This is a genomic window from Micromonospora sp. NPDC005299 (assembly GCF_042872345.1).
Lineage (GTDB): Bacteria > Actinomycetota > Actinomycetes > Mycobacteriales > Micromonosporaceae > Micromonospora.
This window is the reverse complement of the sequence record NZ_JBIAKG010000001.1, coordinates 733,486-745,964: the sequence shown is the minus strand read 5'-3', so window position 1 is coordinate 745,964 and position 12,479 is coordinate 733,486. Positions and strand designations below refer to the sequence as shown.

The window sequence follows — 12,479 nt, the reverse complement described above, 5'->3', positions numbered from 1 at the left end:
GGGATCCTCCGACCTCCACCTGACTTGAGGTCAACCCTTGACGGTTGAAGCTAATAGCATTAGCTTTACGGCTATGACTGTTAGCCAGGTGGCGCGGGACGGCGGAACCATCGCCTACGAGGTGCACGGGGAGGGGCCGCTCGTGGTCCTCTCGCACGGCATGGGGGAGAACCGGGGGAGCTTCCGGCACCTGGTGCCCCGGCTGGTGTCGGCCGGCTACCGGGTCGCGTCGGTCGACGTGCGCGGGCACGGCGACTCCAGCCCGCGCTGGCCCAGCTATGCCCCCGCCGAGGTGGGCGGCGACCTGCTCGCCGTGGTCCGGGCGCTCGGCGGTGGCCCGGCCACCCTGGTCGGTAGCTCGTCCAGCGGCGCCGCCGTGGTCTTCGCCGCCGCCGACGCCCCCGCCCTGGTCAACGGCATCGTGCAGGTCAGCCCGTTCGTCACCCCGCCGAAGCCGAACCCGGTGCTGCGCGCCGCCCAGGCGGTCGTGCTGCGCAGCCCACGGCTGTTCGGGATGTTCCACCGCTCCCTGTTCCCGTGCGGGCGGCCGGCCGACGACGCCGCGTACCGGAAGGAGCTGGTCGCCAAGCTGCGCGGCCGGATGGCCGCGGTGCGCGGCGTGGTGGCCCCGGTCGACCCGCACTGGACCGCGCGGGCCCGGCAGGTGCGGCAGCCGGTCCTGGTGCTCATGGGCACGAAGGACCCGGACTTCCCGGACCCGGGCGCCGAGGCGCGGGCCGCCCGCCGGCACTTCGCCACCGCCGAGGCGCGCATGATCGCCGACTCCGGCCACTACCCGCACGCCGACCAGCCCGAGGCCACCGCCGCCGACCTGCGGGAATTCCTGGCGGTGACCACCCGTGCCTAGGGCCGGCCTGACCCCGCAGACCGTGGTCCGCGAGGCGGCCGTGCTCGCCGACGAGGTCGGCCACGACCGGCTCACCCTGGCCGCGCTCGCCGCCCGGCTCGGCGTCGCGCTGCCCAGCCTCTACAAGCACGTCCGGGGCGCGGACGCGCTGCACCAGAAACTGGCGGTGCTCGCCACCGCGGAGGTCGCCACCGAGCTGACCACCGCCGCCGCGGGCCGGGCCGGCGGCGACGCGCTGCGCGCCGCCGCCACCGCCTTCCGGGAGTACGCCCGCCGGCACCCCGGCCGCTACCCGGCCACCCAGCGAGCGCCCGACCCCGACGACCCCGAACACCTCGCCGCCGCCGAGCGGGCCGTCGGCGCCATCTACGCGATCCTGCGCGGGTACGCCCTCAGCGGCGACGCGGCCGTCGACGCCACCCGGATGTTCCGGGCCGCCGTGCACGGGTTCATCACCCTCGAGGCGGCTGGCGGGTTCGGGCTGCCCCGGGACATCGACCGTTCCTTCGACGAGATGGTGGCCGCGCTGGACACCGCGTACCGCAACTGGGGGTCCCGGTGAAGGCAGCCCTGCTCACGCTCATCTTCCTGCTGGAGCTGGCCATGCTCGCGGCCGCCGGCTGGTGGGGCTTCACCCTCGACGCCGGCTGGCCGGTACGGCTGCTTGCCGGGCTCGGCGCGCCGCTCGCGATCGCCGTGGTCTGGGGGCTGTTCTGCTCGCCCCGGGCCAGCGTGGCACTGCCCGCACCGGCCAAGCTGGGCGTGCAGGCCGCCTGCTTCGTCACCGGCGGGGTGCTGCTCGCCCTGGCCGGGCGGCCGGTGCCCGGCGCGATCCTGGTGGGCCTCTGGGCCCTCGACAAGGCCCTCCTCACCCTCTCCGGCGAGAAGATCTAGCCCGGCCAACCGCCGCCCATCCGGCCCGACGGTTACCCGGTCGCCCTGGCCGACCGGCTGTCGACCTGACGTCGCAGACGACTCACGCCGAGTCCGGACCTGTTGCGGGTCGGTCCGGGCCGGCGGGCGACCTCGGTAGTTGTCGCCGGCCGACTGCCGACCTGATGTCGCAGACGATTCACCACCCCGACCCTGCCGCCTGCCGCCCGCCCCCAAGGGCAGTCCTGGATCTTGGACGATTCCGGCCCCTATGAGGGCCGTTTCCTACCAAGATCTCGTCGCGTGTGTCGCGGCTGTAGGCGGGTGGGTCGCTGCGGGGTGCTGGAGGCGGCGGCCGTCTTCGCGCTGAGTCGTTCCCGACGTCAGGTCGACAGGTGGCGCAGACACGGCGCAGGCCCCCGTCCGTTGCCACATCCGTTCGGCTTGGGCGGCGAACAGGGACAACGGGGATCGGCCTGAGTTGTTCGTGACGTCAGCTCGGCAGGTGGCAGGGAACCGGGTCCCGGGCCGGCCTCGGTGACATCGGGGCGGGCGGCGAACAGGGGCGGCCGCATCGGGCCGGCCGGCGGCGGAACGAGATGCCGGGCGCGCCTGAGTCGTTGGTGCCGTCAGGTCGACAGGCGGCGTGACGGGGAGCGTGGGTCGGCTCGGATGGGGCGCGGGACGCTTCCCGGATCGCCCGATTGGTCGTACCCTTCGCCGGTGACCGACGGCGACGAGCAGCCCGCCGAGCAGCCTGCTGGGGCGGCGGCGAGCGGCGGCGAGCAGCTGGCCACCCCGTCGCGCGACGGCGACCGTTCGGCGGAGCGGACGACTGCTGTCGAGGCCAGCGACGCCGCTCCGATGGCCGGGACGCGCCCGGCCGGTCACCTGCCCGCGGCGGCCGGCGTCCCCCCGCTCATCGCCGGTGACGGGCCGACCGCGGAGGGCGCACCGCAGCGTCCGGTGGGGCGGCGGCGGTGGCGGCTCTGGGCCGCCTTCGGGCTCGTTCTCGTGCTGGTGGCGTGCGGTGTTCCCGGCGTACTCCTGCTCGGGCTGGTGCGCGACGCGGCCGGACGGCCGGCGGCGGAGCGGGACGACCGGGACACGGCGGCCGAGCGACGTCTCGGCGAGCGGATGGCGGCCCAGCTCGACCGGCAGGCCGCCGCACTGCTCGACGGTGACCGGGCCGGGTTCCTCGCCGTCGCTGAGCCGGCCGCCCGACCCGTGCTCACCCGGCGGTACGCCGCGCTGCGCGCGCTGCGGGTCACCGCGTGGCGGCCGGCGGCCGACGGGGTGCCGGTGGCGGTGGACCGGCGGCCGGGGGAGTGGCGGCTGGCGGTGACGGTGGGCTACTGCTTCGTGGTGCCGGGCTGCACGCCGAGCAGCGTCGCGCTGGGCACCCGGTGGCGGGTGGCGGGCGCCGGGGAGCCCCGGCTGACCGCGGTCGAGGAGTCCCGGGCGACCCCGGCCGGTGCGCGGCCGTGGGAGGTCAGCGACCTGGCCGTGGCGGTCGGGAAGCGGGCCGTGGTCGCCACCACCCCGGCGCTGCGGGCCAAGTTGCCCGGCCTGCTCGCCCAGGCCGAGGCCGCCGCGAAGGTCGCCGACCTGTACGCGGTGGCCGGCGCGCCGCCGGACCGCTACCTCGTGTACTACGCCGGCCGGGCCGAGTGGCAGCGCTGGTACGGCGGCGGCCGGCCGAAGTGGACCGCCGGATACGCGGTCGGTGTCGGCGGCGGGCACCACGACGTCGTGCTCAACGCGCAGAGCCTGACCCCGACCGGCGTCGACGACCTGCTCCGGCACGAGCTGACCCATGCGGCGTCGCTGCCGGATCGGGGCTACGCGGACCGGTCGAGCTGGTGGCTGGTGGAGGGCCTGGCGGAGTACGCGGGCGCGGACGGCCAGCCGGTGGACCGCTACGAGGGCCTGGCCGAGGTGCGCACGCTCGTCCGCGGCGGGTGGAGCGGCCGGCTGGACGCGCTGGCCCCGGCCGACGACGCGGCTGACGACCGGGTGGGCGGCGCCTACGGCATCGGCTACCTGGCGGTGCGCCACCTGGTCGACCGGTACGGGGAGCAGCGGGTGCTGGACTTCTTCCGGGCCGTGGTGCACGAGCGCCGGTCGATGGCCGAGGCCGCCGACGAGGTGTTCGGCGACCCCTGGTCGGAGCTGCACGACGACTGCGTGGCCTACCTCCGCGCGGTCGTCGGCTGAGACGTCGACGCTGGTCGACGGGTCGTAGCATGGGCCGGGTGGCCCGCACCCCCTCGCCGTGGCTGCCCGCGGCCCGCCGCCCGCGCCTCCTCGTCGCCCTGCTCGCCGTCATCGCGCTGACCGGCACCACCGCCGCCTCGTGCGGCGACGACCCGCCCGCGGTCACCGTGGCCGAGGTGGGCCGCTCCCCGGTGGCCGAGGTGATCGACGCGCCGGCCACGGTGACCGCCCGGGCCGCCGCCACCCTCACCGCTCCCGCCGACGGCACCCTGGCCAGCCTGCGCGTCCAGCCCGGACAGCGGGTCGCCCGGGGGCAGGTGCTCGCCGTGATCAACTCACCGTCGGCGCAGGACCGGCTGAAGCAGGCCCGCGCGGCGCTGCGCGCGGCGAAGCGGGCCGGGCCGGGCGTCGGCGTCGGCGACCTGGGCGGCCGCCGGCGGGACACCGACCGGGCCGCCACCGAGGCGTTCGCCGCCGCCCGCAAGGCGGCCGGAAGGGTCGGCGACCCACAGCTGCGGTCCGCGCTGCTGCTCCAGGTCGAGTCGGCGCAGCAGCAGTACGCGTCGGCCGCCCGCGCCGCCGACCGGGCGGTCAGCGCCGTGCAGCGCGGCGTGGCCGGGCTGAACAGCGCCGTCGGCGCGCTGTCGACCGCGCAGCGCCTCCAGGCCCAGCAGGCGTACGACCTGGCGAAGGCGACGGTGGACGCGTTGACCCTGCGCGCCCCGGTCGCCGGGGTGGTGCAGCCGGGCGGAACCCGGGCGGCCGCCCCGACCGACCTCAGCGGACTGCTCGGTGCGGCCGGGGGCGCCGTGCCCGGTCTCGACCCGTCGGCCCTCGGCGCGGCCGGGCAGGGCGGCCCGCCCGCCGGAGTGGACGACGCGGTGCCGGCCGGTGGGCGGGTCACCGCCGGCACGCCGGTGCTGACCGTGGTGGACATCGGGCAGTTGGGCCTGCTCGCCGAGGTGGACGAGACCGACGTGCTGCTGGTCCGGGCCGGGCTGACCGCCGCGGTCGAGCTGGACGCGGTGACCGGCGCGACGTACGACGCCACGGTCCGCTCGGTGGACGTGCTGCCGACCAGCTCGGCCCGGGGCGGCGTCACCTACCGGGTGCGGCTCGGCCTCGGCGCGGGGCGGCTCGGCGAGGGGGAGGCCGCCCCGGCACCCCGCCCCGGCATGAATGCCGTGGTCCACCTCCGGGTCCGTGAGGCGGCCGACGCGGTGGCCGTACCCGCCTCGGCGGTCTTCTCCACCGACGGGCGGGACGCGGTCTGGCTGCTGCGGGACGGGAAGGCCGACCGGGTGCCGGTGACCGTGGGCGTGCAGGGGCAGGACCTGGTGCAGATCGTCAGCGGGGTACGCGCCGGCGACCGGGTCGTGGTGCGCGGCGCCGACCAGGTCCACGACGGCCAGGAACTCCCGTGACCGTCGCCGCGATCGAGGCGGTCGACGTGTCCCGCACGTACGAGCTGGACGGGGTGTCGGTGCCCGCGCTGCGCGGGGTGTCGCTCACCATCGCGCAGGGCGAGTACGCGGCGGTGATCGGGCCCTCCGGCTCGGGCAAGTCCACGCTCATGCACCTGCTCGGCGGGCTGGACCGGCCCACCGGTGGCCGGCTCGTGATCGGTGGCCGGGACGTGGCCACCCTGACCGCGCCGGAGCTGGCGACGCTGCGCAACGAGACCATCGGCTTCGTGTTCCAGGCGTTCCACCTGCTGCCCCGGACGTCCGCCGTGGACAACGTGGCCCTGCCCCTGGTCTATCGGGGGGTCGGGGCGCGGGAGCGGCGGGAACGGGCCGCGGCGATGCTCGGCCGGGTCGGGCTGGAGCACCGGCTGGGCCACCGCCCCAACCAGCTCTCCGGCGGCGAGCAGCAGCGGGTGGCGATCGCCCGGGCCCTGGTCACCGACCCGGCGGTGCTGCTCGCCGACGAGCCCACCGGCAACCTGGACACCGCCACCGGCGAGGCGGTGCTGGAGCTGCTGGAACGGCTCAACGCGGAGTCCGGTGTGGCCCTGGTGATGGTGACCCACGACCCGGAGGTGGCGGCCCGGGCCCGCCGGCGGATCGCCGTCCGGGACGGGCTGATCCGCTCCGACACCGTTCATGATCGACCGCTGTCGAGCGGCGACGGTCGACCTGAGACACTGGACGCCGCTCCCAGCGCGGAGCCCCGGTTCGCGTCCGGAAGCGGCCCGGGGCACCCGTCCGGTGGCTCCGGTGGCGCCACCGGAGCCACCGGACGCCTTCCGCGGACCGGTGGGACCGGCGTGCGGAGCGAGCCCGAGGGTGCCGCGTGAGGGTGGCCGAGGCCTGGCGGGTGGCGCTGGACGCGCTGCGGGCCAACCGCATGCGCAGCGCGCTGACCATGCTCGGCGTGATCATCGGGGTCGCCTCGGTGGTGCTCCTGGTGGCGATCGGCACCGGCACCAAGCAGAAGGTCGAACAGCAGGTGGAGGGGCTCGGCTCGAACCTGCTCCTCGTGGTGCCCGGCAAGCTCGACGTCGGCACCGCGCCGGTGGTCTCGCCGCTGGACCTGAAGGACGTGGACGCCGTCTCCCGGGTGGTCGGCGACCCCGGCCGGGTGGCCGTCACCATCGCCTCCGGCGCGACCGCCCGGGCCGGCACCCGGTCCGACTTCACCACCGTCCAGGGGGTGCTGGAGACCACGCCCGCGGTCTTCACCCGCTCGCTGGCCCGCGGCCGCTACCTGACCGGCGCGGACGTGGACACCAGCCGCCGGGTGGCGGTGCTGGGCGCGTCCGTGGCCCGGGCGCTCTTCCCCGACCGGGACCCGCTCGGCCAACAGGTCACCCTCGCCGGGGTCCGGTTCCGGGTGATCGGCGTCTTCACCCCGCTGGGGCAGAGCCTCGGCGTGGACCGGGACGACGAGGTGCACATCCCGGTGACCGCCGCGCAGCGGCTCTGGGGCACCCAGCGGATCGACGGCATCGCGGTCAAGGCGCCCGACCGGGAGCGGATCGACCAGCTCGGCGAGCGGATCGTCGCCGAGCTGTCGCGCCGCCACCCGGACACCGAGTTCAGCGCGGTCACCCAGCAGCAGATCCTCGGCGTGCTCGGCGACATCCTCGGCGTGCTCACCGGGGTGCTGGCCGCCATCGCCGGCATCTCGCTGCTGGTCGGCGGCGTCGGGGTCTCCAACATCATGCTGGTCTCGGTACGCGAGCGGACCCGCGAGATCGGCCTGCGCAAGGCGGTCGGCGCACGTCCCCGGGACATCGGTGTGCAGTTCCTGCTGGAGGCCGTGCTGCTCACCTCGATCGGCGGGCTGACCGGGATGGCGCTCGGGGTGGGCACCGCTCTGCTGGTCGACGCGGTCTCGCCGATCCCGGCGGCGATCACCTGGTGGTCGCTGGCGCTCGCCTTCGGGGTCTCGGCGGCCGTCGGCATCGTCTTCGGGGTGGTGCCCGCCCAGCGCGCCGGTCGGCTCGACCCCGTGGTGGCACTGCGCGCCGAGTGACGTCCCGGTCACGGGGCGGACTCCCGGGAACGGGACAGGCCACCCGTCCGGGCGAAAAACAGCAGCTCAACACGGGGTGAACGGGGAGCCTCCCATGATCAAAGGGAGGAAGGGATCGCGCCGGTCACAGCCGCCCCGCTACCGTACTGGTAACACGCGCGTCGCTCGTCGTGGCGGGAGCAACCTGCTCGGCGGCACGCGCCGGGCATGGGAATGGGTCGGTGAGCCATGGCCGGGTCGCAGTCCGACGCTCGACTGTCGGATGTCAGGTTCCTGACCGTTGCCGAGGTGGCGACGGTCATGCGGGTGTCGAAGATGACGGTCTACCGTCTCGTGCACAGCGGTGAGCTGACCGCCGTGCGGGTCGGCCGGTCGTTCCGGGTGCCCGAGCACGCCGTGCACGAATACCTCCGGGGCGCGTTCCAGGAGACCGCCTGACACGTCGCCGGCCAGGCCGGCGAGTGCGACGTAACGGGCATTGACGGGGGCGCGTTGGTCCTGCTGACGCACTCCGGCTACCCTGGACCCCGACCGTGACCGCACTCTGGTGTGCCCTGCCCACCACGCTGGTCCGGTCCGTTGTCCGCAAGCGGTCACTGGCACCACCCCTCGTGGTGTCTACCGTCCGCCCCGCACGTTGCATCGAAAGGCTGTCGTCGTATGGGCTCGGTGGTCAAGAAGCGCCGCAAGCGCATGGCTAAGAAGAAGCACCGCAAGCTGCTGCGCAAGACCCGCGTCCAGCGTCGCCGTCTCGGCAAGTGACCGGAGCCGGGCTTCGGCCCGGCACCCGGCACCACTTGCCTTCTGTCGACCCCCGGAGGCTCAGGTGATCAGGCCGCGGATGTCCCGGCTCGATCCCGCCTGCCGGCCAAGGCGCACGGCATGACCCCCGGTGGCACCCCAGGTGCTCCGGGGGTCGTTGTCGTGACCGGGGTCGGCCGCTATCTCGGCGCGCACGTCGCCGCCCGGCTCGCCGCCGACCCGCGCATCGACCGCGTCATCGGGGTCGACCCGGCCAGTCCCAATCCCGAGCTCGCCGACTTGCTGTCCGGGGTCGAGCGGGTCCGCCTCGACCTCGACTCGCTCGGCAGCCTCCTGGTCGACCTCGACGTCGACGCCGTGGTGCACCTGGCGCTGGTCAGCGCCCCCGACTCCCAGCAGGGCGGCCGGGCGGCGATGAAGGAACAGAACGTCATCGGCACCATGCAGCTCCTCGCCGCCTGCCAGCGGGCGCCCCGGCTGCGCAAGCTCGTGGTCCGCTCGTCGACCGCCGCCTACGGGGTGTCGTTCCGGGACCCGGCCGTCTTCACCGAGGAGACCGAGCCGCGCGAGGTGCCGCGCGGCGGTTTCGGCCGCGACATCCTCGACATCGAGGGGTACGTCCGCGGGTTCCGCCGCCGCCGGCCCGACGTCACCGCGACGGTGCTGCGCTTCGCGCCGTTCATCGGCTCCACCGCCGACACCACGCTCACCCGATACTTCGCCCAGCCGGTGGTGCCCACCGTCTTCGGCCGGGACCCGCGGTTGCAGTTCGTCCACTTCGACGACGCCCTGAAGGTGCTGCACCGGTCGGTCGCCGAGGAGCACGCCGGGACCTACAACGTCGCCGGGCCGGGGGTGCTTTCGCTGTCCCAGGCCATCCGCCGGGCCGGCCGGGTGGCAGTGCCGGTGCTGGAGCCGGGCCTCGCCGGGGTGGCCGCGATCGCCCGCAGCATGGGCTTCGGCCGCTACGGGCTGGACCAGGTCGACCTCTTCGTGCACGGTCGGGTGGTGGACACCACCCGACTGGAGCGCGAGTACGGCTTCACGCCCCGCTCGACCGCGGCGGCCTTCGACGACTTCATCCGCGCCCACCACGGCGGCGTGGTGGTGACCCGGGACCAGCTCGCCACGGCCGAGCAGTTGGTGCTGGAGGGCATCCGGCAGGTCCGGGCGGCCGTGCGGGAGCGCTCGTGAGCGCGGCCGAGGAGCGGGGCGACGCGCGCTACGACGTACCGCTGACCGTGCCCGGGCCGGACGCGGAGCCGGCGCGGCGCAACGGGCACCGGCGGGCCGCGGGGGCCCCCGCCGAGCCGACCATGAGGGCGACGCCGGCGGCCGGCGACGAGCCGGACACCTCCACCGACGAGCAGGCGCCGGCCCCGCGGACGGGCGAGGCACCGAGGAAGCCCGTCGCGAAGAAGGCCATGGCGAAGAAGGCCGTCGCGAAGAAGGCCGTCGCCGAGAGGCCGACGGACGGGCCGGCCGAACTCGGGGCGGGCGACCCGACCCCGCCCGGGCCAGCGGTGGCGGACCGGCCGGGGGACCACTGGGACCGGAAGGTCGCCAAGGGGCTCGCCTTCCTGCGCCGCCGGCTGGCCGGCGACTACGAGGTGGACGAGTTCGGCTTCGACCCGGACCTGACCGACGCCGTCTTCCACCCGCTGGTGCGGCTGCTCTACCGGGACTGGTTCCGCACCGAGGTCGGCGGAGTCGAGCACGTGCCCGCCGAGGGGGCCGGCCTGGTGGTCGGCAACCACTCCGGCACGGTGGCGCTGGACGCGCTGGTGCTCGCCACCGCGCTGCACGACCGGCATCCGGCGCGCCGCTACCTGCGGCTGCTCGGCGCCGACCTGGTCTTCCGGATGCCGGTCGTCTCCGAGCTCGCCCGCAAGACCGGCGGCACGGTGGCCTGCAACCCGGACGCGGAACGGCTGCTCGGCAACGGCGAGCTGGTCGGCGTCTTCCCGGAGGGTTTCAAGGGGGTCGGCAAGCTCTACGCCGACCGCTACAAGCTCCAGCGCTTCGGGCGGGGCGGCTTCGTCTCGGCGGCGCTGCGGACCGGCACGCCGATCGTGCCGGTGGCGATCGTCGGCGGCGAGGAGATCTATCCGATGCTCGCCGACATCAAGCCGCTGGCCCGGCTGCTCAAGCTGCCCTATTTCCCGGTCACGCCGACCTTCCCCTGGCTGGGGCCGCTGGGCATGGTGCCGCTGCCGAGCAAGTGGCTGATCGAGTTCTGCCCGCCGATCCCGACCGCGCACCTGCGCGACTCGGCCGACGATCCGCTGGTCGTGTTCAACCTCGCCGACCAGGTGCGGGAGACCATCCAGCAGACCCTGCACCGGCTGCTCGAACGCCGCCCGGACCCGTTCGGCCCCTGACCCGCGGCCTCGGCCCGGCGTCAGTCGACGCGCTGGCGGCGGCGGTGCAGGGCCAGCCCGGCGGTGACCGCGCCGGCGAGCAGCCCCGCGGCGGCCGTGGACGGCACGGCGATCTTCACGGCCCGCCGCCCGGTGCGGAAGTCACGGACGTCCCAGCCCCGCTCGCGGGCCCGCCGGAGCAGCGCCGGATCGGGGTTGACCGCCACCGGACGCCCCACCGTGGAGAGCATCGGCAGGTCGTTGGCGGAGTCGCTGTAGGCCGCGCAGCGGCTCAGCTCCAGCCCCTCCACCGCGGCGAGCTGGGTGATTGCCTCGGCCTTGGCCGGTCCGTGCATCAGGTCGCCGACCAGCCGGCCGGTGTAGGCCCCGTCGACCACCTCGGCCACCGTGCCGATCGCCCCGGTCAGGCCGAGCCGGGTCGCGATGACCCGGCCGATCTCCACCGGGGCGGCGCTGACCAGCCAGACCCGCTCGCCCGCGTCGAGGTGGCGCTGGGCCAGCTTGCGGGTGCCAGCCCAGATGCGCGGGGCCATCAGCTCGTCGAAGATCTCCTCGGCGAGGCGTTCCACGTCGTCCACCCGCCAGCCCTCGATGAAGGCGAGCGCCGCCTCCTTGGCCTGCGACATGTCCCCGGCGTGCTCGGTGGCGAGCAGCCGGAACTTCGCCTGCTGCCAGGCGAACCGGGCCAGGTCACCGGTGGTGAAGTACTTCCGGGCGGCCAGCCCGCGGGCGAACCAGTAGATCGACGCGCCCTGCATCATCGTGTTGTCCACGTCGAAGAACGCGGCGGCCGTCGCGTCGGAGGTGACGGTGGCCGGGGGTGCCTCGGGAACCTCCGACCAGCCGGCGGTGTGCCCGTGGACGTCGGTGCTGACCGTCACCTTCCGGCTCCGGCTCACGACGACCTCCCCTCGACGACCGCGTACGCCCATCCGAGCCTATCCGGCGGGATGTGACGGACGGGTGTCCGGCGGGAGAAGTGTGGCGTGGACGGCTCGCCGACCCGGGTTCAGCGGTCGCCGGGGCAGGTGGTCGGGGCGGGCCCGAGCGCGTCGCTGGCCGTCGGGACCGGCAGGCCGCAGGCGATCGCCTCGCGGAGCGCGTCGGCGCGCCGGTCGGCCGCGTCGAGCAGGGCGAGCGAGCGGCGGGTGCGGTCCCGGTCGGCGTGGTCCGACCGGTCGAGCAGCCCGCTGACCGCCCGGCGCTGGCCGCCGAGGAACGTGTCGACGGCGTCCAGCGCCGCCGGGTCGGAGCGCTGCGCGGCCACCGTGGTCAGCAGGCGTACGCCCTGGCGGGTGTCGGCGTCCATGTCGTCCAGCACGGCGCTGAAGCCCAGCCGGTCGTCGCGGACCGTGACGGCCTCGTCGAGCCGGGTCCGGGCGAAGTCGAGGAAGAGCTGCCCCCGGCTGATGTCGGAGCTGGCCAGGGCGAGCTGGGCGCGCTCGGTCGAGCGCTTCATGCCGTAGAGGGCGTCGCCGGGCAGCGCGTTCTCGCTGGCGGCGGAGATGCCGGAGAGCGCGACCGCGCCGGCGGCCACGCCGACCAGGATCGCACCCCGGGCCCGGGCCCGTCGTCCGGTCATGGCCGGCAGCAGCGAGCCGCGTACGCCGCCGGCCGTGCCGGTCTTCGCCGGGGCGCCGACGCCCTCGCGCTCGGCGGTGGCGACGAGCATGGCCCGCAACCCGGTGCGGAATTCGCCGTCCACCTCGACGTCGGGCCGGTCGGCGGTGAGTCGCCGGCTCACCGCGACGAGCGCCGTGAGTTCGTCGTCGGCCCGGGAACGGACGTGGTGCCGCCGGCCGCCGTTGGCCTCGTCGAGGAGCTGCGCGAAGCGCTCGGCACGCCGACGGGAGAAGAGGTTGCTGTCCACCGCAGGCACCCCCTCTCGCTGGTCACGG

At 75.3% G+C, this 12,479-nt stretch carries 13 protein-coding genes; 11 read left to right on the top strand and 2 right to left on the bottom strand.

The window, feature by feature from the left end:
• The first annotated feature begins 73 nt into the window (after positions 1-73).
• The 11 genes from ACFYPD_RS03605 (at position 74) to ACFYPD_RS03555 (ending at position 10,581) form a co-directional block, all read left to right on the top strand.
• Positions 74-868, top strand: a complete 795-nt coding sequence (locus ACFYPD_RS03605; protein WP_387108346.1) for an alpha/beta fold hydrolase — start codon at positions 74-76, stop codon at positions 866-868.
• A complete protein-coding gene (locus ACFYPD_RS03600; RefSeq protein WP_387108344.1) occupies positions 861-1,430 on the top strand; it encodes a TetR-like C-terminal domain-containing protein in 570 nt (189 codons plus the stop codon). Before ACFYPD_RS03605 ends, ACFYPD_RS03600 begins: the two co-directional genes overlap by 8 nt.
• Positions 1,427-1,762: a YrdB family protein gene (locus ACFYPD_RS03595; RefSeq protein WP_387108342.1), complete on the top strand. Its 336-nt coding sequence runs from the start codon at positions 1,427-1,429 to the stop codon at positions 1,760-1,762. The genes ACFYPD_RS03600 and ACFYPD_RS03595 overlap by 4 nt, the downstream gene beginning before the upstream one ends.
• A gap of 702 nt (positions 1,763-2,464) precedes the next feature.
• On the top strand, positions 2,465-3,958 hold the full coding sequence (locus ACFYPD_RS03590; RefSeq protein WP_387108339.1) for a hypothetical protein: 1,494 nt from the start codon (positions 2,465-2,467) through the stop codon (positions 3,956-3,958).
• Between the two features lie 29 nt (positions 3,959-3,987).
• Complete coding sequence (locus ACFYPD_RS03585; protein WP_387108336.1) at positions 3,988-5,382, top strand: efflux RND transporter periplasmic adaptor subunit; 1,395 nt, start codon at positions 3,988-3,990, stop codon at positions 5,380-5,382.
• Positions 5,379-6,257, top strand: a complete 879-nt coding sequence (locus ACFYPD_RS03580; protein ID WP_387108333.1) for an ABC transporter ATP-binding protein — start codon at positions 5,379-5,381, stop codon at positions 6,255-6,257. The genes ACFYPD_RS03585 and ACFYPD_RS03580 overlap by 4 nt, the downstream gene beginning before the upstream one ends.
• On the top strand, positions 6,254-7,438 hold the full coding sequence (locus ACFYPD_RS03575; protein WP_262282927.1) for an ABC transporter permease: 1,185 nt from the start codon (positions 6,254-6,256) through the stop codon (positions 7,436-7,438). Before ACFYPD_RS03580 ends, ACFYPD_RS03575 begins: the two co-directional genes overlap by 4 nt.
• 228 nt (positions 7,439-7,666) lie before the next feature.
• Complete coding sequence (locus tag ACFYPD_RS03570; RefSeq protein WP_046564428.1) at positions 7,667-7,876, top strand: helix-turn-helix domain-containing protein; 210 nt, start codon at positions 7,667-7,669, stop codon at positions 7,874-7,876.
• Between the two features lie 222 nt (positions 7,877-8,098).
• Complete coding sequence (locus tag ACFYPD_RS03565) at positions 8,099-8,200, top strand: 30S ribosomal protein bS22 (protein ID WP_007465623.1); 102 nt, start codon at positions 8,099-8,101, stop codon at positions 8,198-8,200.
• Between the two features lie 120 nt (positions 8,201-8,320).
• Positions 8,321-9,394, top strand: coding sequence for an NAD-dependent epimerase/dehydratase family protein (locus tag ACFYPD_RS03560; RefSeq protein WP_387108330.1), 1,074 nt, complete (start codon positions 8,321-8,323; stop codon positions 9,392-9,394).
• Positions 9,395-9,723: 329 nt separating this feature from the next.
• Entirely contained in the window at positions 9,724-10,581 is an 858-nt protein-coding gene (locus ACFYPD_RS03555; protein ID WP_387109169.1) for a lysophospholipid acyltransferase family protein, read from the top strand.
• Positions 10,582-10,601: 20 nt separating this feature from the next.
• Here the strand turns inward: ACFYPD_RS03555 and ACFYPD_RS03550 are convergent, their stop codons facing one another.
• Both ACFYPD_RS03550 and ACFYPD_RS03545 read right to left on the bottom strand, forming a co-directional pair.
• A complete protein-coding gene (locus tag ACFYPD_RS03550; RefSeq protein ID WP_387108327.1) occupies positions 10,602-11,513 on the bottom strand; it encodes an HAD family hydrolase in 912 nt (303 codons plus the stop codon).
• 77 nt (positions 11,514-11,590) lie between these two features.
• Positions 11,591-12,451: a DUF5667 domain-containing protein gene (locus ACFYPD_RS03545; RefSeq protein ID WP_387108324.1), complete on the bottom strand. Its 861-nt coding sequence runs from the start codon at positions 12,449-12,451 to the stop codon at positions 11,591-11,593.
• Between the last annotated feature and the right edge of the window lie 28 nt (positions 12,452-12,479).